Source organism: Deltaproteobacteria bacterium, from assembly GCA_013151915.1.
Classification (GTDB): Bacteria; BMS3Abin14; BMS3Abin14; order BMS3Abin14; family BMS3Abin14; genus BMS3ABIN14.
Genome location: JAADHJ010000021.1, coordinates 1 through 25,886, shown reverse-complemented (window position 1 = coordinate 25,886; position 25,886 = coordinate 1). Strand labels below are relative to the sequence as shown.

Here is a 25,886-nt window from a genome sequence, read left to right as displayed (position 1 = left end):
CCTGTCGAAGGGCGGCCCTCTGCGATAAAACCTGTGCTTTATTTAGAGCTGTAATGCAGAGTTTCGCAAAGAAGTCAGGTGAGGGGAATATTTTTTTGATTTAACCCTGCCTGCCGGCCGTAGCTTCAGCGACGGCTGGTGAAACTCTGTGCACCCTGTGTTAAGTCAGCTTTTCACAAAATCCGGTCTTCATCCAGGTACTCATTTCCAGGATGACCCGAAATCTTAAACCCGTTAAGAATTTTGCCTTAACTCTGTGTAGCCTGCTTAACCCCGTGTACTCTGTGTTAAATTGTCTTTTTACCCGATCTGGTATTCATTCAGGTACGCATTTTCAGGATGACCCATATGTTTTGACAATGTTATTCAACTTCAAAATTTTCAGATTTGAAGTTACTGTAATATCTGCCATTTTGCGATGTAAACTTAAGAACACAATAATCGGGATCGGTTACACCCTTTGAATAGTACATTTCATCGCCATCATTCCATATCATCTTTTTCGTTTTGCTGTCTTGAAGGACTTCCATTGTTCCTTTAAGCATAACACCCCTGAAAAACCTTTTGTCAAAAAAATATATACAGGCTTTTGGATTTTCAGAATATTGTTTTACTCTCATTGAAGATGTGTTTGTCGTGAAAAATATATGTTTTATACCTTCTCTTTTTCGTGGTGGAAGCATAGCTTTTGTGTTGGGAAAACCAGATTCATCTACAGAGCTGATTATAGAAACGGTGGTTTTATCAATCATATTTCCGATTGTTTTTTCTGGATCTCTCATTTTATTTCACCTTTCTTGAATCTATTGTTTTGGATCATCCTGGAAATGAGTACCTGGATGAGGACCATACCCCACCATTTGTCATCGTGCCTGTCCCGCCATCTTGTCCGTCGTAGCCAGGAAGGCGAAGTCGGAAGCTCGAAGAGCAACGGCGGAAGCTGTAACCCATGCGACCTGTCCGCCATAGCCCGTAGGGCGACGGCGGAAGTCAGCTCCGCCCGGGATTGCCGCGTCACTCTCGTCTCCCTCGATGCTCCTCGCAATGACAGCAAAATAATAATATAAGGTACGCATTAACCAGATGAACCATTGTTTTTATTCTCATTACAAAAATTACCATGGGCGTTCTGGAAGGAATCAACAACCTGGTACGGGCCGCCGATTTTACTAATATTATCACGGGTTAGAGTTTGCGGATTGGCACGAGTTAATTTAAGATCGTAAAATATATACTTATAAGTGAATCTAAATGCTCGTTTAATACCCGTTCATTTTCAAGATTGCTGATTTCTATATAAAGTTCTTTTGCTATCTGCTCAAACTTTGATATAAATTGAGGTTCGAAGTGTGAGCCGGCATCTGATTTTAAAATTTCCAGAGATTCATCGAGAGAAAAGGCTTCTTTATATGGGCGACTGGAAGTTAAAGCATCAAAAACATCAACTATTGCAAATATTTTTGCATTTACAGGTATGTTTTTATCTTTAAGTCCATGAATGTAACCGCTTCCATCAAATTTTTCATGATGATAGAGTACAACATCGATAGCATCTTTTAGCCACTTGTTGTTTTCGAGTATCTCTACGCCTAGTACAACATGTTGCTTCACTATTTCAAATTCATCATGAGTCAGCTTGCCTGGCTTGAGAAGAATAGCATCACTGATACCAATTTTTCCGATATCATGGAGGAAGGCACCTTTTATCAATGCCTGGATTTGAGACTTACTTAATCTCAATTTCTCTGCGAGACGTACAGAGTATATTGTAACACGGTAGTTATGTGAATTTGTATCACTATCCCTCTTTGCTATCGCACTTCCAAGAGACTTGATAGTATTAATGTTTGAGTCCAGTAACTCATAAGAGCGTATTAATAGTTTCTTCTTCAGTTGAAGAATAACTGGATAAAGCAAAAAAGTAGTGGCCAGTACAATTAATACTGATTGAAATGCCGATAAAAGGGTTTTATTCTTGATCTCGACCATTTTGTCATCACTTACATGGTATACTCCTTCGAAATGGCCGATAATTTTATCTTTATTTTTATCTCGTATAGGTGACATCACTTTTATGTACAATTGGCCATTTATAAAAGCTATCTTATGAGCAGTTCCTCCGGTCATATGAAAACCGGAAAATTTACTGTCCAGATCATTTTTTATCTCAATAATATCTTTATCTTTTAAGCTTTCGCAGATTATTCTGTTTAAATTATCGTCATAAAATTCAATTAAGATGAACAAATTATGATCAAGGGTGTTTTGTACGACTTTCCTTAAGGTTGGCAGGGATGAATCAGAGGGATTATAGTAAAAGTTGTTATAATATTCAGAATACTTTATTGACTCGCTAAACGCTAATTTTTCTGCATAATCATTAATACGATTATGCTCAGCTAAATGGACCGCAATTCCAACCAGGACGGAAATTGTTATCCCGCCCAAGATCAGATTTCTAAAAATCATTTTATTAATATTTGTGTTTGTCATGATGCATCAACTTTTAGAGTGAGTTAGAGATTCGAACCGATTATCCTACATAAATTCTCCATTTGCCGGGTCAAAACACAGCCTGTTGGTGATTAAATGCCGAGTGCTACAACATTGCCAGGAAAGGTTTTTGAAGATTTGCCAAAGGATATCACCCCCAGGGACCCAACCCCCTTTTCCTTTTGCAATAATTTTAGGACATGACCTGGAAGATGTCAAGAAACACGAAGTTTTACGAAGTCAGTGTACCTACTGGGGGGCTGGAAACACGCTCCAGTGTTCAATGTTGAACCCACCAAACGGGAAACCCTATTTATCCACATGACAGCCCCTGCAAAGTTGAAAACTGTCAGCCAGGCGCAGCCGAAAGGCGTTTTCGGTTCCCTTCGCAGCCTCCTGAATCTGGATGACGCCTTTCTCATGGGGGTTGTGGCAGGTGGCACAGGTGATCCTGTTCCTATACAGGGGAAGTTCGACACCTATCCGGTCCACTGCCGTTTTTATGGCTTCAGACACCACCTCCGAGGGTTCAACAAGGTGGGGTCCTCTTGGGTGGTTTTCAGAAAGATAGTCGTCCCTGTGGCAGCAGGTGCAGAACTCGTCAAGTGAATCGGTATCGAAACCAACATTTTCAATTCCGAGCACCTTGGTGTCCGGAGGGGAGGCATGGCAGAAAAGACAGACCTGATTCAGGGCATTGCCCTGGTTGTCCAGTTGGATATGCGCGTTCATCTGGCCGAATTTCGCGGGCGAGTGGCACCGGAAACAGAATTCCGCTCTCGCGCCAAAGCCGCCCCGAAGGAACTTCGGGTTTTCTTTCCTCGCGGAACCGAAATGTTCACCGCCTTCCTGAAGCGACGGGTCATGACATGTGTCGCAGCTGAGTTTTCCATCGCTTAACGGCATGTCAGGTGGAATATCAACCTTTGCGGATGGTATGACCCCCACCGGGTGAACGTCCCTGCGGGCGAATTTTCCATTATGGCATCTATCACAGAGCTGGTTGATATCACCGCCGAAGCGGAGCTTTCGCTTTCCATTCTCGGGAATTCCGGTATGACAGGAGATACACATGACCTCCTTCCAATGAGGGTTGACGTGGTCGGAGCGCGCGGCTATGGTCAGGTAGCTGTTCCGGAGCATCTTTTTCTTCCGGTTCCTCGCTGAATGGGGATCGTGGCAGCTGATACAGGTAAACCTGCCTCCAAGCAGGGGTATCCCCATCTTTTCAAACCTCCATGTAACATCAGGGTCGGCGAATGGATTGACTGAAAGGAAGTGGCCGTTGTCCAGGGCACCGTGGCAGAAGTTGCATCTTTCCTGAACGTTTGGGTCCAGGATTTTTGTTATGGATTGGCCCTTTTTCGGGATGCTGGTGTGGCAGAGAGGGCACGACTTGCTTTTTGGGTCATGCGGAGACTTCGTTATGAGCCGGTTGGAATGACAGGCGGAACAAAGATACTCCTGGCGGTTCCGGGTCACTTCGGTGTCTCCCCTCAGGAGGTGTCTGCGAAACCTGTCGGAGTGAACGTAGTGACATGTCAGGCAGACGATTTTTCCCCAAAAGGCGCCGTTTCCCAGGGGGAGCCAGATCCTGGACAGCTTTTCAGGGTCATCCGTGGCTTTAACCCCGACAGGGTGCACATGGGTCGGTTCGTGACACCTTCTGCACAACTTGACGGTGTCATCACCCACCATATACTCAAGAAATCTGCCTTGCCCCGTTACCTCATGACATTCATCGCAGGACATGTCGTGCGGGTTAGCGATTTCATCCGTGACGTTCAGGGATTGTTCAACGCGATTGGCAAGGTTCAGATCGGCCAGGCTTCCCGCGGAGGCCAAACGGGGAGCCCATACATTTAACAGGGCGAGAATGGTCACAGCTGCCGCTGAAAACGGCAAGACCCACCGGATATAGCCATTTTTCGGGGTACCAACGGCTCTGGAAGAATGGCCCCCCCTCCATGTGGATGAGCTTATGCTGTGCTGGCGTTTACCGATATTCCCAACCCCTCTCCCTTTGGGAAGATCCTTCAGATAAGTATAGCACACTGTAAACTAACTGCCTGTTTCCCTGATCTGTTTCTGCTAAACTTAAGAAGAGTTCGAAGGGAATCGGACCGAAGAAGGCTGAAGTAAAACAAAAAGGCGACAGGCCCTGCCTGCCGGAGGGAAGTGATATGGACTTTTATGGACTGATCAAGAACAGGGAAAGTATAAGGGACTATGATCCGAAAAAGCCTCTGGACAAAGAGACCCTCCACAGGATTCTGGAAGCCGGAAGGCTGGCGCCTTCCGCGGCTAACCGTCAGCCGTGGCGGTTCGTGGTTGTTTCCTCCGAGGAAATGCTGGCGAAGGTGCGTCCATGCTACCAGGGCGCCTGGTTTAAGGACGCGCCCCACATACTTGTCGTGGTCGGCAGGCCCGATCAGGCGTGGGTGCGTCAGAAAGACGGACACAATTACCTGGAGACCGACCTGACGATTGCCATGGACCACATGATCCTGGCTGCCGAATATGAAGGCGTGGGGACATGTTGGATCGCGGCTTTTGATCCGGATATCCTGAATGAGGCTCTTTCCATCAAAGGGAACGAGAGGGTGTTCTGCATAACACCACTTGGTTATTCCAGGGAGGGTTTTACAAAGAAGGGCAATAAGAAAAGAAAACCATTTGATGAGGTGGTCGAGATCCTTTAACCTTCCGGCCTCAAGGCATTCAGGATTGAAAGCTAATTCACCACGGTGTGACCGATTGAAGGTCACCCCACAGGGTTTCAAAGGAGGGTTTCACAGAGAAGATCAAGGGCGGCCTCACGCAAAGCCGCTAAGCTCGCAAAGAAGGGCGCATCCCCTCACCAAAGCTGTTGAGACATTTCAGCTTGCGATGAAAGCTTGCTTTCATCTCCATCTGTAAGGTCTCAATTAGCCGATTTCAGAGAAATCCTTCTCCCTGCGGGAGAAGTCAGGTGAGGGGAATAGGACTGAACTGATTTTCTTCGCGGCCTTGGCGTCTTTAGTGAGTCACAGACCCTGAGCTTGTCGAAGGGTGTGACGAACGAGCGTGAGACCATATTCACCCTGTGTTGAATTATCTTTCCACAATGGTTTCACCATGGTTGGGTTCCCGGAGGGAAAAAAGGGAGTGGATCGCGAGGGTGGAAAGGAGAATAAGACCTCCGACGAAGGTCTGCGGAGCCGGTATCTGGCCGATGGCCAGCCATACCCAGAGAGGGCCCAGCACCGTTTCCAGAAGCATGATCAGCCCCACTTCAGGGGCCGTGATAAGCTTTGGAGCGATGGTCATGAGGACCAGCGGTATCGGAAGCACCACCATCCCCATGAAAAGCAGGGGCAGAATGTCGTGTGGCAAAACGCTCAGGGGCGAGGAGAACGGGAAAACGACCAGGGCGGATATCACGCCTCCCAGAATCACCGCGGGCACCATGTTCGTCTGCCGGAAAAGCCGGATGAGGATGAAATTAACGGCAAGGCAAATTGCCGTGACCAGGGCGAGAAGGTCACCGATGAGAGCCCCGCCTCCCAGGCTTCCGGAAAAAATGATGACGATGGATAACAGGCCGACAGCCCCCGCCGACCAGGTCCTGGCAGGTATCCTTTCACCCAGAAACAGCAGTGAAAAAAGGGCCGCGAGGAGTGGAATGGCCGCTATTATGACGAGGGAATTGGCAGCTGTGGTCAAGGTCACGGAACTGACGAACGCGATGGTGCTGGTACCGAAGAGGACGCCCACCACAATCCCACCAGGACCGATCCCGGCCATCCTGGCTGCGGCCCGTCGTCCGTGGCGAACGACCATGACGGCAGACAGGGTCAGAGCCGTAAGAAGACTCCGCCAGAACACCACGGTCCACCTGTCTGCGCTTAGGATGGAGATGAGGAGTGTGTCGGGGCTTATCACGAGCACACCGATAATCATCAGGACCGTGCCCTTCAGGCGGTCTTTTCCGTCCTCCATAACATCCACAGTCCTTTCCCGGGTTTTCAGCGATTCACAACAGCCAGAGGATGTATATCATATCCTGGGGGACGTAGTTAAGTTGTTAAGTTGTCAGGATTTGAAATGCCATGTTTAAGCGAACTCGATGGTATATAATCAGACTTAAGGAAAAGCTCCTGACAACTTAACAACTTAACTACGTCCCCCGGAACCGAAACGGAGCAGAGCGGATGGAAAGGGAAAAAATCCTCGTTATCGAAGATGACGCGGACATCGCCGAGTTGATGGAATACAACCTGGCCCGAGAGGGGTTCGTGGTTAAGGTGGCCCGGTCCGGGGAAGAAGGGCTCAGTCTCGCGAAGCTGCGTCGGCCCGACATTATTCTTCTGGACCTGATGCTGCCGGGGATTGACGGCCTGGAGGTCTGCAGGCGTCTTTCGACGGACCAGTCCACGCGTTCAATACCCGTCGTTATTGTCACGGCCAAGGGGGACGAACCAGATGTTGTCGTGGGACTGGAGTTGGGTGCGGACGATTACGTTATCAAGCCGTTTTCACCGAAGGTTCTTGTGGCGAGGGTCAAGGCGGTCCTCAGGCGTTCGAACGTCGAGCCGGGGGACGCCGGGGAGTGTGCCTTCGAGAGAGGATGCCTGACTATCCACCCCGGTAGACGCGAGGTTGTTTCAAATGGTGTTTCCATCCCGGTCACCTTCACAGAGTTCAATATCCTCCTTTTTCTCGCCCGGCGGCCCGGGTGGGTCTTCACCCGGTCCCAGATCGTGGACGCTGCCAAAGGTGACGACTACCCGGTGACGGAAAGATCGGTTGATGTCCACGTCTTCAGCCTCCGCCGGAAACTGGGAGATGTCGGCGGGCAGATAGAGACGGTCCGTGGAGTAGGGTACAGGTTCAAGGAATGACACTTTTCGCTTTCCGTGAAATAAAAAGCCATGTCTCGTAGAAGCCTCACATGGGTATTGCTCCCCTCCTTCCTGGCCATAGCCGCCATCTCTCTGAGCGGAGTTGCCTGGATCGCCGTCCGGGATATGACCCGGTTCTACTACGAGAGGAAAAGCAGCGACCTCGGGGCCTTGGCACGGGTAGCCGCCGACGGGATCGCCCAGATTTCTCCCGGGGGCCTTCCCGGCCCGGGAGCGCAATCCGACCTGAGAGGATGGTGCGGGGAATTCGGGGACAGGTCTGGGACGCGCGTGACGGTGATCCGCCCATCCGGGAAAGTCCTGTGCGATTCTGCACGAGATCCGGCGCTTATGGACAACCATTCCGATCGTCCGGAGATCAGGGCGGCGGTAAGGGCCGGGAAAGGTATGTCCGTGAGATACAGCCACACACTGGAAAAGACACTTATGTACGTGGCTGTCCCTATCTTCAGCAGTCCGGACGAAGGTGTTGTCCGGGTGGCTCTGCCCGTTTCCACACTCTCCGAGGCTCTCTGGACCCAGAGAGTCCGACTGGGGTTCGGCGCCATCGTTTTCGGAATCCTGGTCGCTCTCCTCAGCGTCCTTCTGTCACGCAGGATCACGGCTCCGCTCAGGGCCATGCGGGAGGCGGCCAAACGTTTCGGCCACGGTGACTTTTCCGCCAGGCTGCCGGTCCCCAGGGTTGAGGAGTTCGCCGGGCTTGCGGAAGAGATGAACCGCATGGCCGGGCAGCTGGACGACAGGATACGCGCCGTCCTCGACCAGAGAAACGAACTGGAAGCGATACTCTCCAGTATGACGGAAGGGGTGGTGGCCCTCGACGCCGATGAAAGGGTTATCAGCCTCAACCAGGCCGCGGCCCGGATGCTGGGGACCGACCCCGACGTGGCACAGAGCAGGACCATCCAGGAGGTAGTCAGAAATGCGGACCTGCAGGAGTTTGTCACCAGGACCATCAGCAGCCCATGGGCCATCGAGGGGGAGATCATTCTGGGGAGCGCCCGGGAGAGAACCCTGCAGCTTCACGGCACACCTCTCCTTGGGGTCGACAGGAGAAGGATCGGGGCCGTGGTGGTGCTTAATGACGTTTCAAAGATAAGGCGGTTGGAGCGGGTGCGGCGGGATTTTGTCGCCAATGCCTCCCACGAGATACGAACCCCCATCACCTCCATTAAGGGGTTCGTGGAGACCCTCCTTGACGGGGCGCTGGAAGACAGGGAGACGGCGGAAAGGTTTCTCCATATCATCCTGAGGCACTCCGACAGGCTCAACGCCATCGTGGAGGACCTCCTGAACCTGTCTAAGGCCGAGGATCAGACGGATCGGGGCGAAGTTTCTTTTGAGGAGGTGCCCATGAAGGAGATTCTCCATCAGGCGGTTACAAGCTGCAGCATCGGGGCAGAGGAAAAAAACATCTCTGTGCCGGTCCAGTGTCCGGACGGCCTGACGGTAAAGGCGAATCCTTCCCTTCTTGCACAGGCGATCATTAACCTCATCGAAAACGGGATCATGTACAGCGCGGAGGGAAGCGAGGTCGAAGTTTCGGCTTTAAGGGTGGAGTCGAAGATCCTGATCTCGGTCCGAGATCAGGGCTGTGGTATCGAAAAGACACACCTGTCGAGGATCTTCGAGCGGTTCTACAGGGTGGATCAGGCCCGCAGCCGCAGCCTCGGGGGAACGGGTCTCGGTCTCGCCATCGTCAAACATATAGCCCAGGCTCACGGAGGCGATGTCAAAGTGATCAGCACCCCCGGGATAGGCAGCACCTTTACTATTACCCTGCCTGCCCTGGAATAGAAGCTGGAAACTTGATGACTTCGCAAAAAGTCATCAATGCGCCCATCTTTGACCCCATATCCCAGGTCCTGTACACTGATTCCCTTTTTACCCTAACAAAAAAATAATCTTCTCTTAACGCGTAATTAACATAAGCCCCCTATTCTTCCACCATGATGAATGTGAATTATGATCCAACAACCCATTCCAGGAGGAAGAAAATGATGAGAAAGAATATGATTCGTTTAAAGTTCGCCATTCTGGCAATAGCTCTGGCGTCAATTTCGTGGCTGTCACCACCTGCTATGGCCGGCCCCTTGACCATCAACGGTGCGGGTGCAAGTTTCCCCTTCCCGGTCTATGCTCAGTGGGCCTACAGGTACGAAAAGCTCAATAAGGTGAGGGTCAACTACCAGTCCATCGGTTCTGGAGGAGGGATCCGCCAGATAAAGGCCAGGACGGTGGATTTCGGGGCATCGGACGCCCCCTTGAAGCCTGCCGAACTCGACAAGGCCGGACTGATTCAGTTCCCTTTGATCATGGGCGGCGTTGCGCCTGTAGTCAATATCCGGGGGATCCAGGCCGGCAAACTTCGGCTGACCCCCGAACTGCTGTCCGGCATCTTCCTCGGCAGGATCGTACAATGGGATGATCCCGCCATTGAGAAGGTGAACCCTGGTCTGAAGCTTCCCGGAAAGATGATCACAGTTGTCCACCGTGCCGATGGGTCGGGGACCACATGGATCTTCACCAACTACCTCGACAAGGTTTCCCCTGATTGGCACAAGGCCGTCGGGACATCCAAGGCGGTTCAGTGGCCTGTGGGAGTCGGCGGCAAGGGCAACGAAGGTGTTGCGGCCTATGTGAAGCAGGTTAGCGGATCCATAGGATACGTGGAGTACGCCTACGCACTTCAGAACAAACTGACATATGTCCTGCTGAAGAACCAGGCCGGTAATTTTGTGGCCCCGACATCTGAATCTTTTCAGGCCGCTGCAGCCAATGCCGACTGGAAGAATTCCCCCGGATTCTATGTTGTCCTTACCAACCAGCCGGGTGATGGGAGTTGGCCTATTACGGGGGCCTCATTCATCCTCATCTACAGGGAACAGACCAAACCGGTCCTGGCGAAAGAGGTCCTTTCCTTTTTCGATTGGTGCTACAAACACGGTGCCGAATTAGCCACGAAGCTGGATTATGTTCCCATGCCCGAATCGGTGTTTAAGCTGGTTGAGGAAACCTGGAGGACTGAAATCTCAGCCGATGGCAAACCGGTATGGCCCTGAGGAAGCAGATGACACCAAAAAACGCCGGGGAGCCGGGACGATGGAGGCAAAGAAGACTCGATTTATTTTTTCATTGGATATCTCTTACATGCGCCGCCTGCATCGTTGTTATTGTAGTGGGAGTACTGGCGGAACTGATCTACGGGGCACGATTGTCAATAGCTGAAACGGGAATTCGTTTTCTGTATTCCCTGAAGTGGAATCCGGTGACCCAGCAATTCGGAGCCCTCAGCAGTGTTTTTGGTACCCTCGTTTCAACGGCGATAGCCATGGTTATCGCCGTACCTTTGTCTCTGGTGATTGCCCTTTTCCTGACAGAATTGGCTCCCCCTGTCCTCGCCACCGCGGTAGGCGGCGCCATCGAGCTTCTGGCAGCTATTCCCAGCATCATCTTCGGCATGTGGGGGCTTTTCGTTTTCGCCCCCTTCATGTCGGAATACGTCCAGCCTTTCCTGGGGCGGGTAGGTGGGAGTCTTCCGTTTTTCCAGGGCCCCCCCATGGGGATCGGTATGCTGACGGCGGGTATTATTCTGGCCCTGATGATCCTGCCCTTCATCACCGCCGTCTCCCGGGACGTCTTTGCCATGGTTCCCTCCGTAGTCAAGGAGTCGGCCTATGGTCTCGGTTCCACCACATGGGAAGTGACCGGGAAAGTAACCGTGAGGTACGGAATCCAGGGGGTTATCGGGGCCTGTTTTCTGGGCCTGGGGAGAGCTATCGGGGAGACCATGGCGGTGACCTTCGTAATCGGCAACACTCACCGGATCTCCGCCTCCCTGTTTGCCGCGGGCAACAGCATCGCCTCTACCCTGGCCAATGAATTCACGGAAGCCACGGCGGACATTTACCTGAGTTCCCTGGTGGAACTGGGACTGGTTCTCTTCCTGATCACGGTGCTTATCCAGGCCGCGGCCCAGTTCTGGCTCTGGAGGATGGGACGCAAAATGGGGGAGGTCTGATGAGGGAACGATCCATCCGGACCAGGAAGTGGACCGATGGCGCGGTCCGGTTCATTTCCATGTTGGCGGCCCTGACGGGGATCGCCTTCCTGGGGTGGATTCTATGGGTGGTACTCGCTCGGGGTGTCAGGGTCATCAATTGGGAGTTTCTCACGGCTCTGCCCACGCCTCCCGGGGTTCCCGGCGGAGGGCTTGGCAACGCCATCGCTGGAACGGCGGCGATGACTATCCTGGCCACCGTCATAGGGGTGCCCGTAGGCATGTTGGCGGGCATTTTTCTTTCGGAGTTCGGGCGGCAGTCCCGAATCGCTACGGTGGTCCGGTTCTCGTCCAATATCCTCATGGGAACTCCCTCCATCATTATAGGGGTGTTTATCTACGTGGTAATGGTCCTGCCCGCAGGACATTTCTCCGGGTACGCGGGAGCTGTCTCTCTGGCCGTAATCATGTTGCCCGTCGTTTCCCGCACCACTGAGGACATGCTGCTTCTCGTGCCCAACGCCGTCCGGGAGTCGGCCTTGGCCCTTGGAGCGCCTCGGTGGAAGGCCACCTTGGGGGTGGTTCTGGGCGCTGCAAAAACAGGTCTGGTCACCGGATCCCTTCTTGCCATCGCAAGGGTCACCGGCGAAACGGCGCCTCTTCTCTTTACTGCGCTCAACAGCCCTTACTGGTCCGGATCCCTGAACGGGCCGACAGGAAACCTCACCGTCACCATCTTCAATTACGCCATGTCCCCCTACGCGGACTGGCAGGCACAGGCGTGGGGAGCCGCCTTCCTGATAGTGGCGGGGGTTCTGGGGACAACAATCATTTCCCGGGTGTTTCTCGCCCTGAGAGGAAATGGAAAATGAAACAGCAGACTTTGAAAAACAGCATCATCCCCTCCTTCAACCATCGTCCGGAGGAGAGTCCCGCCAGGGAGGAGGTCAAGATCTCAACCCGGCAGCTCGATTTCTTCTACGGGGACAACCAGGCCCTGTTTAAAAACAGCCTGGACATTGCCGCCAACAGGGTGACCGCCATTATCGGTCCATCCGGATGCGGCAAGTCGACCCACCTGAGGGCCTACAACCGCATCTTCGAGCTGTACAGGAACCAGCGGGCGGCGGGAGAGATCATACTGGACGGGGAGAACATCCTCGACCCGGGAGTCGACGTTCTGGATGTACGGCGTCGGGTGGGGATGATCTTTCAGAAACCCACCCCTTTCACGCTGAGTATATTTGAAAACGTCGCCTACGGGTTGAGACTCCACTACCGCATGTCCAAAGCTCAACTGACCGAAAGGGTAGAAAAAGCCCTGGTGCAGGCAGCCCTGTTCGACGAGGTCAAAGACATGCTCCACCGTCCGGGCACCACCATTTCCGGAGGCCAGCAGCAGCGGCTCTGCATCGCCCGAGCCCTGGCGGTGGAACCGGAAGTGATTCTCATGGACGAACCTACCTCCGCGATTGACCCGGTCGGCACAGCAAGGATTGAGAAACTGGTAGCTGATTTGAAGGAAGATTTTACCATCGTAGTCGTTACCCACAATATGCAGCAAGCCGCCAGAATATCCGACTATACCGCGTTCTTTTATGAGGGTTATATCATCGAGTTCGGGCCGACAAAGGAAATCTTCACCAGGCCGGAGAAGAAGCAAACGGAGGATTACATTACAGGGCGTTTTGGCTGACGGCAACGCTCCGGAAAGGAGAACAGGACAGATGACCAGACTGCAGATCGAGATTGGAAGATTGAAGAAGATGATCCTGTCCTTGGGGGCCGTGGCCGAGGATGCAATGAAGAAATCGGTCCTCGCGCTGGAAACCCGGTCCGCCGGCCTGGCGCGGGAGATCATTGAAGATGACCTGAAGATCGACAAAATGGAGGTGGAACTTGAAGAGGAGGGCCTGAAGATCCTCGCCCTTCACCAGCCTGTGGCCATCGATCTGAGGTTCATCGTGGCTGTTCTTCGCATCAACAGCGACCTGGAGCGTATCGGGGATCTTGCCGTCAATCTGGCGGAAAGAGCGCTGTTCCTGAGCAGCCGTGAGCCGCTGGAGGTTCCCCTGGATCTGGCGGGCATGGCCCAGAAGGCCCAGGAAATGCTGGAAAAGAGCCTCGACGCTTTGGTAAATATGGACGCACATATGGCCCGTGAGGTGCTTAAGATGGACGACGAGGTGGACGAGATGAATAGTAAGATGTTCACCATCATCTACGAGAGGATCATGAAGAACCCCCATCGGGCGGAGGACCTGATCCACCACCTCTCCGCAACACGGCACCTCGAAAGGGTGGCCGACCACGCTACCAATATCGCGGAGGACGTTATCTACATGGTGGAAGGGGAGATCATTCGTCACCAGGCGGAGGACTTTACCTGAATCACCGGGGCCTTCCGGCCCGTTATCATTCCGTGAAGTTATTCCATTCTGATTCCAGTCATGCCGGACTATGATGTGAGGCTTGCTTTTGCCGGGTAGACTTTATGAGCACCGGGGGCTATACCCCCCGGGAATGCGGTTCGCCTCACCATGCGCCTTGCAATTACCAGGGGCTGCCGATACCTGTTGATCAACAGGTTTAATAGTGAAAATTGTGATTTCGGGGGAAGCCGACAGCCTCATTGGAGGACCCCAGGTTCCCGTACCCCTGCTCGTGTAGAGGGCGGTACCACCGCCCAGAGGGTATAGGCCGGCGATCATGGGATAGCGGAGCTGTACCAGGTAGTTGAATGGAAAAAGCTGTCCACCGTGGGCGTGGCCCGAGACCTGGAGGTCAAAACGTCCCCGGGACGCTTTACGAATGATGGGCCGGTGCTTCAGAAGGATGGTGAACCTCCTGTGCCCCGGCTGAGGGAGGATCGCGTTCTCAGCGGTCATGGATGTGCCGTTCATGCGGGATCCCGCCGGATCGTCAACCCCGGTAATGGAAATAGCCCCAACCTCGATATTTTGCCCTCTTAAGACCGTAAAGCCGGATTCACGGTGAAATTTCAAACTGTCATCTATCCCGGCGTAATATTCATGATTGCCGGTGACGGCTAACTTACCCAGTGGAGGCCTGAAGGCGGCGAAAAGCTCTGAAAGATGATTCAGATGGGGAGCGATGCCGTCCACCATGTCCCCGGTCGAGACGAGGATGTCCGGTTGATTTTCCTTCAGAAGGTCAAGCACCCGGGTCAGCTTGCGCCTGCCGACAAGCAGGCCCAGGTGGAGGTCTGATATCTGGGCGACCTTCAGTGGCCTGGAGTCTGATTCGAGGAGGGGAGTTGTCAGCGTTACCCTCCTCACTCTGATTGTCGAGGCCTCGATGGTCCCCCATACGCAGGCCGCCGTGATGATAAGGGCGATGGCGACGAATCCGGGTCTCGCGGGAATAACAAAACGTGCCGCCGATGGTAGAAAATGGGAGGCTATTCGGACCAGGAGATTGAAGATGTCCTTCATGAGGCCCAGGGACAGGAACCACAGGACCGCTCCCATCCAGAAATAGGCGACATATGACAGGAGTGTGGCGGGAAGGATCATCCCCGCCCGGTCCATGAGGAGTACCAGGATAGGTCCCAAAATCATCAGTATTAAGAAAAAGACGAGGGCGAAAAGCCCGATGCCTTGTATGTAAAAAGCCTGCTGGGTTTTCCAGAAAAGATAGACGTGCACACCGCCATAGATGGAAAAATATACCAGGATGAAGGTCAACATTTCCCCTTTTACCATTTTTCGACCATTTTTTTTGACTTGACATGAGGGGAAATATTATTAATAATAGTACCTAGTATTAATAAGAGACCGGGCATATTTCCACCCGGAAAGGATTAGGGGAAAAATGGAAAAGCACTTTCGCCGAATGACCCGGCAACGCAGGGCAATTCTCGATGCACTCCTGGGAATGAACACCCACCCCACAGCGGGTGAGCTCTATTCCGTAATCCGGGAAAAAATGCCGCGAATCAGTCTGGGGACGGTCTACCGTAATCTGGATGCCCTTTCACGTGCCGGCATCGTTCGAAGAATCGACGTCGATGGTGCTCAAAGGCGTTTCGATGGCAATACGGATTCCCATTACCATGCGCGGTGTGTCGACTGCGGTAAAGTCAGGGATGTCCATGTCGAGACCCCGGTCGACCTGGAGGAGGTGGCGAGGGCGCTGGGTGATTTTCGACTCCTTGGACATCGGCTGGAATTTGCAGGCCTCTGCCCCGATTGTACCGAAGACTCGGAAACGGCGAAACGCTTCCGGTCGCCCGAGGGCCGCGGGGAATATCCATGAAGGTGAGACGGTCATGAAAAAGAGGCTTGACGATCTGTATCAACGCCTCAACCGCAGGGAATACGTTTATCCCGATCCCCTTGCGGCCATTTACAGGTTTGAGGACATCGCCGACAGGGAAATAGCCGCCCTGGTCGCTTCTTCCCTGGCCTACGGAAGGGTCCAACAGATTATCAGGAGTCTTGAAACGGTTTTTGAGATCCTGTCTTCCCCAGCCGCCTACCTCCTCGGGTCAACCAGGGAGGCCATTACGCATGATTTCGCTCGATTCAAGCACAGGTGGACTACCGGGCCGGAAATGGCATCCTTTCTGTGGGGACTCGGGGAGATAATCCGTGAATACGGGTCTCTGGAGTCCTGTTTCATGGAGGGCTTGAAGGAAGACGAAGCCGATTTGACAGGGGCGCTTACCGCCTTTGTGGGCATAGTCCACTATAATATGGACTATGAGCGCGGCAGACTGCTGCCCCGTCCATCGAGAGGAAGCGCCTGTAAGAGGTTACACCTTTTTCTTCGCTGGGTGGTCAGGGAGGATGATGTGGATCCCGGGGGGTGGAGGAAGGTCCCGAAGGCCAAGTTGATCGTGCCCCTGGATGTGCACATGCACCGGATCTCCCGGCGTCTAGGTATGACGAAGAGAAATCAGGCCGATCTCAGGACCGCCAGGGAGATCACGGCAGCCTTCAGAAAATTTTCGCCGGATGATCCGGTACGTTATGATTTTTCACTTACCAGACTCGGAATCAGGGATGATATGAGTCCTGATGATTTCTTTATTGATGACTTTGTAAAAAGTCATCAATGCGCCCACTGAAGGGCGCGCAAAATTGGAGATGAAGCGCTCCATTAATGTGGGGGGTGGAATCATCCGGAATCGGGACCTGCAGTTTCAGGTTCTAAAAAACACACAGTAAGGAGGAAAAAGAGAATGGGAATACAGGGAACGCGCACGGAAAAGAACATATTGGCTGCCTTCGCGGGTGAATCGCAGGCAAGGAACCGCTACACTTACTTTGCGGCCCGGGCAAAAAAGGAAGGGTTCGTGCAGATTTCAACGATTTTCGAGGAGACGGCAGACCAGGAAAGGGAGCATGCCAAAAGGTTGTTTAAGCTCCTCGAGGGCGGTGAGGTCGAGGTTCAGGCTTCCTTCCCGGCGGGGATAGTCGGATCCACTGCGGAGAATCTTGGGGCATCGGCGGGGGGAGAGAAGCACGAGTGGGCGGAAATGTACCCCGGTTTTGCCATTGTGGCCAGGGAAGAGGGTTTTAATGACATAGCGGCCATTTTCGAGGCCATTGCCGTGGCCGAGAAGCAACATGAAAAGCGCTACCTTGGTCTTAAAGCCAATATCGAGGCAGGCAAAGTGTTTAAGAAGGATGAGGAGGTTGTGTGGCGCTGCCGTAACTGCGGCTACCTGCACACAGGCAAGCAAGCCCTGGGTGAATGCCCGGCATGCGCCCATCCAAGAGCCCATTTCGAGCTCCTCTGCGAGAACTGGTAAAAGTGGCGGATGGCTTCCCCTCCGCGCACATCCTGCTTGATGGATTCCTTGCGAGTCCATCAAGCGTTTCTTCGAAAGGAGAAAAAAATGGCTGACAGGCTTCAGGTTTACAGGTGTGATCTGTGCGGTAATATCGTTGAAGTGCTTAACGGAGGTATGGGCGAACTCGTTTGCTGCGGCAAGGCCATGATCCTCATGAAGGAGAACACGGTGGATGCCGCCAAAGAGAAGCACGTTCCGGTTATTGGACAGACCGACCACGGGATCAAGGTTTCCGTTGGAAGTGTGCCGCATCCCATGCAGGAGAAGCACTTCATCGAGTGGATCGAGGTCATCGCTGACGGAAAGGCATACCGCGAGTTTCTGAAACCGGGCGACGCCCCGGAGGCCACCTTCTGCATCGATGCAAAGACAATCACCGCCCGGGAGTACTGCAATTTACACGGGCACTGGAAATCCTGAAATTGGGCCTGTACCTCACCCCCTCTCCACTTCCGGGAAGGGGGGTGAGGGGCGCCTCTCTTGATCCGTATCAAATAGGGGCGTTTTCGGGGATGCTTCAGCTTCTTTTCTCCCTCCCATTATTTTATATTTAAACCGAAGCATTCAAAATACACCAGGAGGTTGAAATGGCACTGAGAACGGTAGTTCAGATCGATGAAGAGAAGTGTGACGGGTGCGGGCTATGTGTCCCTGGATGCGCAGAGGGCGCCTTGCAGATCGTAGACGGAAAAGCCAGGCTGGTCAGCGATATCTACTGCGACGGCTTGGGGGCCTGCCTTGGAGAGTGCCCTCAGGATGCCATCACACTTGTGGACAGGGATGCGGCCCGGTTCGATGAGGAGGCGGTTGCAAAACACCTGAAAAGCCTCTCCGGGCCGGAAAGCACCCGGGGCCGGTCCCCCGAAAATGAGCTTCCGCATGAGGAGCCCGAACCATCCGTCGGCGGATGTCCGGGGTCGCTGTCACAGGCTTTCGACGAACGACCGGCCGCTTCACCCGGCCCGGATGCAGGTAATTTGGTGTCCGTCGCGTCGCGGTTGGGCAACTGGCCGGTTCAGATCACGCTCACACCTTTAAAGGCCCCTTTCTTCGATCAGGCCCGACTGATCATAGCCGCGGACTGCGTCCCCTTTGCTTACGGTGATTTTCACAGGCGGTTTCTGGAGGAAAGGGCCCTGTTGATAGGGTGTCCAAAGCTGGACGATACCGGGGTCTACCTTGAGAAGCTGACGGAGATCTTCAGGCAGAATGACCTCCGCTCCATCGAGGTTGTGCATATGGAGGTGCCCTGCTGTTCAGGCCTTGTCCAACTGGTCAAACAGGCCCTTGAGGCGAGTGGAAAGGATATCCCCACTACGCTTTACCGGGTTGGCGTCAAGGGTGATTTTGTGGAGGAGAACATCCTGGGCGGGGCCACTGCCTGGATGCGCCGCACTCTTTCACTTTAACTCCATATCTCTTTCTGCTAATATCCTTGTTTGTCAGCCGGATTCAGTGTTGGCAAGGTCGTAAAAAGTTCATGAATGGCTTTTTACTTGACGGAAAGCGAAAAGTGTCATTTTCACTTTCCTCACAAATCTTCGATTTGAGCGCCCATCAATGGGCGCACTGATGACTTTGCAATAAGTCATCAGTAGTGACCTGTTTCTCAAATCGTTTTTGGCAAGGGGGCTCCCATGGACCAGAAAAAAGCATACGGCCCGCATGAGGCCGTAACCTTGGGTCTCGAGCTTGAAATCGCGGGGTATAACTTCTACACAAGGGTGGCTCAAGCGGCCGCGGATTACCGGATCAAGGACCTTTTTCAGCATCTGGCAAATTCTGAGAAAGAGCATCGCAGGGTAATCAAGGAGGAAATCGAGCCTATCTTCGCCCCCGAATGGTATCGTGAGGAGGACCAGGAGATGATGGCCCAATATCTCCGGCAGATGGAGAAGCAGCCGGTGTTTCCAACCCCCGAAAAGGCGGAGGCCATCGTTCGCGGCGCCGACAGTGCCATCAAGGCCATCGACATCGGCATCCTTGCCGAGAAACAGGCTATTGAATACTTTTTGTTCCTTCGAGACGCCACCCGGGACGGGACGGGGAAGCAGGCGTTTGATCGTTTGCGGCTGGAGGAAGTAAAACATCTGAAGCTTCTTAACGACCTGAAGAAGGATCTCCTGGCATAAACATCCCTTACGGCGAGAGGAGACTATGAAAATGTCCGAGAAGAGAAAATCTCATGTTGAAGCCCTTCAGATTGCGCTTGAAACCGAGAAAAAGGGGTGCAGGTTCTATCGTATTGCGGCCGCGAGCAGTAAGGACCCGGAAGGAAGGAAGGTGTTCGAACACCTGGCCAAGGACGAGGTTGAGCACATGGGAGTCTTTGCCGCCCTTTACGAGTCCATCACCAATAACGAGCCCTGGATGACGTACGATCAGGCCGTTGCCCGGTTCGGTAAAACAGACCAGGATAAGCTGATTTTTCCTAGTGGCCACGTGGATGCCCAGGATGATTTTGATGACATGAAGGCTCTTCAGGAGGCCCTCGGGTTCGAGAAACAGGCAGTGGAATTTTATATGGACCAGGCCGCCAGGGCCGAGGAAGATGTGGCAAAATCCTTCTACAAGAGCGTCCAGGCTATAGAGGAGGGCCACGTGAAGATCATCCAGGCTGAGCTGGATTCCCTTCAGGGAACCGGTTTCTGGCTTGGCTACCAGGAAATCTCCCTGGAGCACTGATAGAGGATATCATTTTCACTCAATGGGATGTTTTTTCAACAGAGATTGTTTTTCCTGCGGGCGGCATGAAATAGCTGCCCTTTTCTTTGGGAAAATGGTGGTTATAATGTTGATGACTTCGCAAGAAGTCATGGATGGATTTTTACGACCCTATCAAAGTTGAACAGGTGTGGAATACCGGGAGCGAAGCACCTGGAGGTTTGAACTATCACCCTGGAGGTCTATATTGTTTCTGCGCCTGTTCCTTCTGTTCACCCTCGTCCCTGCTATAGAGCTTTATCTTATCATCAAGGTGGGGTCGGTTATCGGGGCTCTCAATACTATTTTTATCATCATCCTCACCGGTGTCCTGGGCGCCTACTATGCACGTCAGCAGGGCTTCCGTGTGATCTCCAATATTCAGTGGAAGATACAGCATGGGACCTTGCCGGGGGATGATCTGATCAACGGAGCCATGCTTATGGCGGGAGGCGCTCTTCTCATCACTCCGGGCTTTATCACCGACTTCACCGGTTTTGCCCTCATCTTTCCCCCTACCCGGGAGATCATCAAGCGATCGATTAAGACCTATCTCCAGAGGAAGATCGACCGCGGGGAGATCAGGCTTAATCGGTACTGAGTAATGGCAAACCTTCTCTACACCCTCGACCAGAAACCTCCCTTCGCTAAAAACGTTCTTTACGGGATACAGTGGCTTCTCATCGTCCTGCCCCTCGTCACCGTGACATCCAATCTCATGGCGGATTTCCTTCACATGGACCCTGTACAGTCCACGGCCCTTTTCCAGCGTTTTCTTCTGGTTGTAGGGGCGGTCACGGCGGGCCAGTGCCTGTTCGGCCACCGCTATCCCCTGCTGGATGGCCCGTCGGCCGCCTTGCTTCTTTCGGTAGCTGTTATTGCCGACCAGGGGATTGCTGTAATATCCGGAGGGATGATCGCCGGAGGTGTTGTGCTTCTCCTCCTCGGGGGGTTGGGGCTGGTGGGTAGACTTGAAAGGCTTTTTACCGACAGGGTTGTCGGAGTGGTCCTGATCCTCATTTCTACGACGCTCCTTCCGATACTCTATCCAATGCTCATCGGGAAAAGCGAAACGGCTCCCCACGGGGATCCGTTCATTCTGATGATATCGACTCTGATAATGCTGGCTATAATTCTGCTGTCACACTGGACAAAAGGTTATACACGAAACCTTTCTGTATTCCTGGGGATCACGTTGGGATTTGCGGCCATGTTCGTCCTGGGGCGCGTGGATCTTTCCGGTGTGTTCATGCTTCACTGGTTCGCTGTTCCAGACCCTCTTCTGGGTCCCGTTCCCAGATTCACCTTCTCCGGGACTCTATCTTTCCTGTTGGCCTACGTCGCTGTTCTTATTAACGGGCTTGGAAGCTATTTGTCTGTGGCTGAGGTTGTAGGGAAGGAAGGACTTGAATCCAGGGTGGAACGGGGCATTACCCTTACCGGCGCTGGGGGAATACTGGCGGCGGCCTTCGGCGTGGTCGGGACGGTGAGCTATTCCCTGAGCCCCGGCGTGATTCTTGTAACCGGGGTCGGGTCCAGGTTTCCGGTTTTCCTGTGCGGACTACTGCTGATTGCCATGGCTTTTTTCCAGAAAGTGGGAGCGGTCTTTTCCGCCATCCCTGACGCGGTCATCGCGGCGGCCCTCTTTGTGACTCTCGCGGCACAGATGGGAATCGGCATCTCGGTTGTGGCGGGTAGTAAGTGGCTCATGAACGTCAGGGATTACCTGGTCGTCGGACTTCCACTCCTTCTGGGGACCGCCGCCTCGATGTTGCCGAAATCCTTCTTGTCCCTGTTTCCGCCTTCCGCCAGGGCGCTGCTTGGAAACGGGTTGATTGTAGGGATTGTTCTGGTTCTTTTACTGGAGCATGTTGTGCTCAGGGAAAGGGGGACGTCCCCGGTGGGACGTGTAGAAAAGTAGGGGCATGGGGGCGTAGAATCCAGACCCTGGACCCAGACCCTGTTATTTAACCACAGCGCAGCCACTTTGAGGCTGCACCACAGGGTTTTACTTAAGTTAGGATTGTTTAAAGGAGATTTCAAAATAACCAATCTGGGTTTTACTCCGTGTAACCCTGTGGTATGACCTGCAAGTGGTCATGCCGTGGTAAATCAGCTTTTTTGATGTCTGACATCGGGAGGGCCGACAAATGCGCGCGATGGTACTTGAAAAAACGGGACCTGCATCTGAATCGTCCCTGAAAGGGTCGGATATTCCCGAACCCACTCCCGGCCCTGGTGAGATTCTGGTCAAGGTAAGGGCCTGTGGAGTTTGCCGCACCGACCTTCACACGGTGGAGGGGGATCTTCCCCTTCCCCATCTGCCGGTGACGCCGGGCCACCAGGTCGTGGGCGCTGTAAAGTCGGTGGGAGAGGGTGTAGAGCGATTCAGGGAGGGTGATCGCGTGGGTGTGGCCTGGCTCAACTCCACCTGCGGTCACTGCAGATTCTGCCTTTCGGGGATGGAAAATCTGTGCGAATCGGCGAGATTTACGGGCTACCATCTGGATGGAGGGTACGCCGAAGCCCTCCTCGTTCCCGGGGACTTCGCCTACTCGATACCGGAGGAGGTCCCCGACATCCAGGCTGCTCCCCTGCTGTGCGCGGGGATCATCGGTTATCGCGCCCTCAGGCTTAGCGGCATCGAGCCTGGGGGCCGTCTGGGCCTCTTCGGGTTTGGAGCATCTGCACATGTGGCGATTCAGATTGCCGGATACTGGGACTGTGATGTCTACGCCTTTTCCCGGGGCGAGGGACACCGCCGGCTGGCCCAACAGCTCGGAGCGGAATGGACGGGAAAAATGGAGGATGAACCTCCAGTGAAGTTGGACGCTGCCGTAGTCTTCGCCCCGGCCGGGGAGGTCGTTTTAAAGGCGCTCGAAGCGCTGGACCGTGGCGGTGCGGCTGCCCTTGCCGGCATCCACATGTCTCCGATACCCACGCTCGATTATGAAAAGCATCTTTTTTACGAGAAGACCCTGAGAAGCGTGACGGCCAGCACCCGGAGGGACGGGCAGGAGCTTATGGATCTGGCCCCCAGAATTCCCATTCGGACGGAAGTCGAGACCTTTACGCTCTCCGAAGCCAACACCGCGCTCATGGATCTTAAAGGAGGCCGCATTAACGGCGCCGCCGTTCAGGGCCGGTGGTTCTACTGCACCATCGTGGAGCCGCCGTCCACCCCCAGATATGCTCCTGTGATGTGCCCTGAATAGTCGGAGGCGAAGAAGAGAACCGCTCCGGCGATGTCCACCGGTATCCCGATGCGCCGCAGCGGTACGTGAGCAGCGGCGCCTGCCTTGGCCTCCGGCGACAGCCAGGATGTAGCATCCGTCTCAGTGAGACCGGGAGAGACCGTGTTGACCGTAATGCCCATTGGACCAAACTCATGGGCCAGTGCCCGGGTAAAGGCGTTCAATCCCGATTTCGCTGTGGAATGGGCGATGAAGCCGTCTCCCGGGGAGACCGAAAGCCCGCTGCTGATATTGATGATCCGTCCATGTCCGCGCTTGATCATCCCTGGAAGCACAGCTTGACAGCAGTTAAAGGATGCCCCGATTTCTCCGGTCAGTTTACCCTGAATTTCCTCCCACGCAAATTCCAGGAACGGTTTTACGGGAAACGAGATGTTGGCATTATTCACCAGAATGTGTATGGCGCCGAAGGCCTTTTCGACCTCCGCGACCATGCTTTCGACCTGCTGCCGATTCCTTGCGTCGGCCCGTATGAGAATCGCTTTTCCGCCGCCGCTTCGGATCCGTTCCACGACCTCTTGACCGGCCGCCCGGTTGCCGACGTAGTTGACTCCGACGACGGCGCCGTTCTGTGCCAGAAGCACCGCGCATGCGGCTCCGATTCCCCGGCTTGAACCTGTGACGAGAGCGGTTTTTCCAGTTAACATGGCATTTCCTCCTTTTCTGTTTGACGCATTCCGGGAATGAGTACTTGAACGAAAAATGGAATTTGAAAAGCTAATTTAACACAGAGTACACAGGATTATGCAGGGTGACACAAAGTTAAATTGCGTTGAATTGTTTTTCTGCTTGTTGAGACCAGGCGCCCTGTTGCCTTACGGCTACAACCCAAAGCCCTCCTCTGAGAAACCCCTTTTTAACCCTGTGGTGTGGCCTGCAAGTCACGCCATCGGCGTGACTGTGATAAATTAGCTTTTCACCAGGATCGTTTTCGGTATGCGATATCAAAATGATATCACTTCCTGAGCAAGAAGGAAAGGCACGAGCTCATGAGGAGCAGGACGGCCATTACGGTGAAGCTCGGTCCATAGACACCGAATGAATCCTTCATTGCCCCAAGTAAGGGAATGGCCGCAAAAAAGCCAAGGTTATAGATGGAAGTGAATACCCCGAACCCGGTTCCCATCCTCTCCCTGGGAAGAACCTCCCCGGCGATGGTGAATATGGCCGGGGGGAAGAAGGAGATCGCCACACCGAGAAAAATGGTTTCGATGAGGGCCAGATGGGGGTAGTAGGCAATGAAAAAAATGGCGATGGCACTGACGATCCCTCCAAGGATAAGGGGACCGGTTCTCCAGCCGTAGCGATCAAGCGCCATTCCGGCAAAGGGAGCCAGCGGGATAGAGATAATCATGGGTATGCTTGCGAGGAGGGCCGAATAGTTTGGACCGTATCCGGAGAGGGTGAAGAGATCGATGCCATAGGTAAAAAAGGACATGAGGGCCATGTTGAAGAGGGTCCAGACTGCGGTCGCAATCCAGATTCCCCTTCCGAGGCCCCTTATCCCTCTCCTGCCTCGGGCAACCGGTCCGGTGTCGTGGTCCGATGGCTGATCGGGAAAAGTGAAGAAAAAAACCGCGAATGCAATCAGGTCGAACACCGCGGTAAGGGTAATAGCGGCCAGGACCCCGAGGGTCTGTGTAATGGGAACCATCAGATTGAAGGCAATAATGGTGCCCAGGGGCACCGCAGTGTTGAAGATCCCCATGGCCAGCCCGATTTCACGGCCAACAAACCGTTGGGATATGACCTGGGGGGCAACGACGATCAGTGAGCCCGCCCCGATTCCGGAGATAAACCTTCCGAGGAACAAAAAGACCGTGTTGCCCAGGGCCATACTCAACGTCCCGGCTGCCAGCAGGAGCAGTGAAATCATTCCGATTTTCCTGGCTCCGAAAATATCGGCCAGATAGCCTCCGGGCAGGGCCAGGAAAATCCCGGGAAGGGTAAAAAGGGCCATAAGGAGACCGGCCTGTCCATGTGTCATGCCGAACTGTGCGACGAAAGACGGCAGGAGTGGAGGGATCAGTTGAAGAGTCATGGCGAAGGCCAATATGGAAAAGTGGATGAGGCCAAGGGTCCACCACCTGGACATCCCACCGGATTTCTTTAAGATCGCCGCCATGCGGTCAGTCTAAAGGGTGAGAGGTTAAAAAGGAAGTGGTTAGGACAGTCCAGAGTCGCAGAGTCCAGAGTCCAGAGGGGCAGTTCAACGATCCAGGTTCCACGTTCCACGGTAAAGAACGTCCAACGGTGTCATTGCGCTTGTCCGCCGACTTGTCCACCATAGCTCGAAGAGCGACGGTGGAAGCTTTACGCGAAGGCGGAAGCCAAAACTGTGCGCGGCAATCCCGGTAGGTCAAAAGATAATTTAACACGGAGTGCACAGGGTTTCAAAAGAGGGTTTCACAGGGATGAAGGGGATAGGGAAAACACCGGAAGCGGATAAAATCAGAAATCTTTGGGGTTAAGTTAAGGAGCGCCGGAGCTCGAAGAGCGAAAGGGGGCTCGTGAGAGCGCGAAAAAGTTTTGGACGGCGCGGCAGAGGCTGGGGTAAGGTGAGAGCATGTCCGGAACTGCAAGAGTACATATTGACGGAATCGGCCCCATCGAGGTCCCCATGGGCCTTAACCTCCGGGAGGCCCTTCGGCGGGAAGGGGTCTTTCTCGACGGGACGTGCGCGGACGAGGGTACGTGCGGAAGGTGTGTCG

27 protein-coding genes are annotated in these 25,886 nt (G+C 53.7%); 19 read left to right on the top strand and 8 right to left on the bottom strand.

The features are described from left to right. Window positions 1–362: 362 nt before the first annotated feature. From GXP52_04710 to GXP52_04695, 4 genes are all read right to left on the bottom strand, one after another. Window positions 363–782, bottom strand: a complete 420-nt coding sequence (locus tag GXP52_04710; GenBank protein ID NOY86582.1) for a pyridoxamine 5'-phosphate oxidase family protein — start codon at window positions 780–782, stop codon at window positions 363–365. Window positions 783–863: 81 nt separating this feature from the next. Continuing rightward, window positions 864–1,076 (bottom strand): hypothetical protein, encoded by a 213-nt coding sequence (locus GXP52_04705; GenBank protein ID NOY86581.1) that lies wholly within the window; start codon window positions 1,074–1,076, stop codon window positions 864–866. A 133-nt stretch (window positions 1,077–1,209) separates the two neighbouring features. Beyond that, on the bottom strand, window positions 1,210–2,127 hold the full coding sequence (locus GXP52_04700) for an HD domain-containing protein (GenBank protein ID NOY86580.1): 918 nt from the start codon (window positions 2,125–2,127) through the stop codon (window positions 1,210–1,212). Between the two features lie 675 nt (window positions 2,128–2,802). Continuing rightward, the gene (locus GXP52_04695; protein ID NOY86579.1) at window positions 2,803–4,548 is read right to left on the bottom strand and encodes a hypothetical protein; all 1,746 of its coding nucleotides are present in this window, start codon (window positions 4,546–4,548) and stop codon (window positions 2,803–2,805) included. Between the two features lie 128 nt (window positions 4,549–4,676). Between GXP52_04695 and GXP52_04690 the strand changes: the two genes are divergently transcribed. Next, complete coding sequence (locus GXP52_04690; GenBank protein NOY86578.1) at window positions 4,677–5,195, top strand: nitroreductase; 519 nt, start codon at window positions 4,677–4,679, stop codon at window positions 5,193–5,195. Between the two features lie 391 nt (window positions 5,196–5,586). On the opposite strand, the gene GXP52_04685 is transcribed toward GXP52_04690, so the two are convergent. Beyond that, window positions 5,587–6,483: a DMT family transporter gene (locus GXP52_04685; GenBank protein ID NOY86577.1), complete on the bottom strand. Its 897-nt coding sequence runs from the start codon at window positions 6,481–6,483 to the stop codon at window positions 5,587–5,589. A 203-nt stretch (window positions 6,484–6,686) separates the two neighbouring features. Here GXP52_04685 and GXP52_04680 point away from each other — a divergent pair, with 203 nt between their 5' ends. The 7 genes from GXP52_04680 to phoU all read left to right on the top strand — a co-directional run bounded on the left by GXP52_04680 (window position 6,687) and on the right by phoU (window position 13,787). Next, window positions 6,687–7,376: a response regulator transcription factor gene (locus GXP52_04680; protein ID NOY86576.1), complete on the top strand. Its 690-nt coding sequence runs from the start codon at window positions 6,687–6,689 to the stop codon at window positions 7,374–7,376. A gap of 30 nt (window positions 7,377–7,406) precedes the next feature. Continuing rightward, window positions 7,407–9,194, top strand: a complete 1,788-nt coding sequence (locus GXP52_04675; GenBank protein ID NOY86575.1) for a HAMP domain-containing protein — start codon at window positions 7,407–7,409, stop codon at window positions 9,192–9,194. 215 nt (window positions 9,195–9,409) lie between these two features. After that, window positions 9,410–10,459, top strand: coding sequence for a phosphate ABC transporter substrate-binding protein PstS (gene pstS / locus GXP52_04670; GenBank protein ID NOY86574.1), 1,050 nt, complete (start codon window positions 9,410–9,412; stop codon window positions 10,457–10,459). Window positions 10,460–10,467: 8 nt separating this feature from the next. Continuing rightward, window positions 10,468–11,418: a phosphate ABC transporter permease subunit PstC gene (gene pstC, locus GXP52_04665; GenBank protein ID NOY86573.1), complete on the top strand. Its 951-nt coding sequence runs from the start codon at window positions 10,468–10,470 to the stop codon at window positions 11,416–11,418. Then, a complete protein-coding gene (pstA, locus tag GXP52_04660; protein NOY86572.1) occupies window positions 11,418–12,269 on the top strand; it encodes a phosphate ABC transporter permease PstA in 852 nt (283 codons plus the stop codon). Before pstC ends, pstA begins: the two co-directional genes overlap by 1 nt. Then, window positions 12,266–13,093 carry a phosphate ABC transporter ATP-binding protein PstB gene (gene pstB, locus GXP52_04655; protein ID NOY86571.1) on the top strand — a complete coding sequence of 276 codons (828 nt, stop codon included), beginning with the start codon at window positions 12,266–12,268 and terminating at the stop codon, window positions 13,091–13,093. Before pstA ends, pstB begins: the two co-directional genes overlap by 4 nt. A gap of 31 nt (window positions 13,094–13,124) precedes the next feature. Beyond that, a complete protein-coding gene (phoU, locus tag GXP52_04650; protein NOY86570.1) occupies window positions 13,125–13,787 on the top strand; it encodes a phosphate signaling complex protein PhoU in 663 nt (220 codons plus the stop codon). Window positions 13,788–13,889: 102 nt separating this feature from the next. On the opposite strand, the gene GXP52_04645 is transcribed toward phoU, so the two are convergent. Continuing rightward, window positions 13,890–15,107 carry a metallophosphoesterase gene (locus GXP52_04645; protein ID NOY86569.1) on the bottom strand — a complete coding sequence of 406 codons (1,218 nt, stop codon included), beginning with the start codon at window positions 15,105–15,107 and terminating at the stop codon, window positions 13,890–13,892. Window positions 15,108–15,231: 124 nt separating this feature from the next. On the opposite strand from GXP52_04645, the gene GXP52_04640 reads away from it, so the two are divergent. The 10 genes from GXP52_04640 to GXP52_04595 all read left to right on the top strand — a co-directional run bounded on the left by GXP52_04640 (window position 15,232) and on the right by GXP52_04595 (window position 23,136). Next, window positions 15,232–15,675: a transcriptional repressor gene (locus GXP52_04640; GenBank protein NOY86568.1), complete on the top strand. Its 444-nt coding sequence runs from the start codon at window positions 15,232–15,234 to the stop codon at window positions 15,673–15,675. A 13-nt stretch (window positions 15,676–15,688) separates the two neighbouring features. Next, entirely contained in the window at window positions 15,689–16,489 is an 801-nt protein-coding gene (locus GXP52_04635; protein ID NOY86567.1) for a TIGR02757 family protein, read from the top strand. Window positions 16,490–16,603: 114 nt separating this feature from the next. Then, complete coding sequence (locus GXP52_04630) at window positions 16,604–17,176, top strand: rubrerythrin family protein (protein ID NOY86566.1); 573 nt, start codon at window positions 16,604–16,606, stop codon at window positions 17,174–17,176. 87 nt (window positions 17,177–17,263) lie between these two features. Continuing rightward, complete coding sequence (locus GXP52_04625; protein NOY86565.1) at window positions 17,264–17,638, top strand: desulfoferrodoxin; 375 nt, start codon at window positions 17,264–17,266, stop codon at window positions 17,636–17,638. A 167-nt stretch (window positions 17,639–17,805) separates the two neighbouring features. Further along, window positions 17,806–18,627 carry a 4Fe-4S ferredoxin gene (locus GXP52_04620; GenBank protein NOY86564.1) on the top strand — a complete coding sequence of 274 codons (822 nt, stop codon included), beginning with the start codon at window positions 17,806–17,808 and terminating at the stop codon, window positions 18,625–18,627. A gap of 228 nt (window positions 18,628–18,855) precedes the next feature. After that, window positions 18,856–19,350 carry a hypothetical protein gene (locus tag GXP52_04615; GenBank protein NOY86563.1) on the top strand — a complete coding sequence of 165 codons (495 nt, stop codon included), beginning with the start codon at window positions 18,856–18,858 and terminating at the stop codon, window positions 19,348–19,350. A 31-nt stretch (window positions 19,351–19,381) separates the two neighbouring features. Beyond that, the gene (locus tag GXP52_04610; GenBank protein ID NOY86562.1) at window positions 19,382–19,903 is read left to right on the top strand and encodes a ferritin family protein; all 522 of its coding nucleotides are present in this window, start codon (window positions 19,382–19,384) and stop codon (window positions 19,901–19,903) included. 226 nt (window positions 19,904–20,129) lie between these two features. Continuing rightward, window positions 20,130–20,522: an FxsA family protein gene (locus tag GXP52_04605; GenBank protein NOY86561.1), complete on the top strand. Its 393-nt coding sequence runs from the start codon at window positions 20,130–20,132 to the stop codon at window positions 20,520–20,522. A gap of 3 nt (window positions 20,523–20,525) precedes the next feature. Beyond that, on the top strand, window positions 20,526–21,842 hold the full coding sequence (locus tag GXP52_04600) for a hypothetical protein (GenBank protein ID NOY86560.1): 1,317 nt from the start codon (window positions 20,526–20,528) through the stop codon (window positions 21,840–21,842). 229 nt (window positions 21,843–22,071) lie between these two features. Continuing rightward, entirely contained in the window at window positions 22,072–23,136 is a 1,065-nt protein-coding gene (locus GXP52_04595; GenBank protein NOY86559.1) for a zinc-dependent alcohol dehydrogenase family protein, read from the top strand. On the opposite strand, the gene GXP52_04590 is transcribed toward GXP52_04595, so the two are convergent. Continuing rightward, window positions 23,073–23,822, bottom strand: coding sequence for an SDR family oxidoreductase (locus GXP52_04590; protein NOY86558.1), 750 nt, complete (start codon window positions 23,820–23,822; stop codon window positions 23,073–23,075). The two genes, GXP52_04595 and GXP52_04590, sit on opposite strands and share 64 nt — an antisense overlap. 308 nt (window positions 23,823–24,130) lie before the next feature. Then, the gene (locus GXP52_04585) at window positions 24,131–25,270 is read right to left on the bottom strand and encodes an MFS transporter (protein NOY86557.1); all 1,140 of its coding nucleotides are present in this window, start codon (window positions 25,268–25,270) and stop codon (window positions 24,131–24,133) included. Window positions 25,271–25,741: 471 nt separating this feature from the next. Here GXP52_04585 and GXP52_04580 point away from each other — a divergent pair. Continuing rightward, on the top strand, window positions 25,742–25,886 hold a 145-nt coding region (locus GXP52_04580; protein NOY86556.1), incomplete at its 3' end, for an NADH:ubiquinone reductase (Na(+)-transporting) subunit F.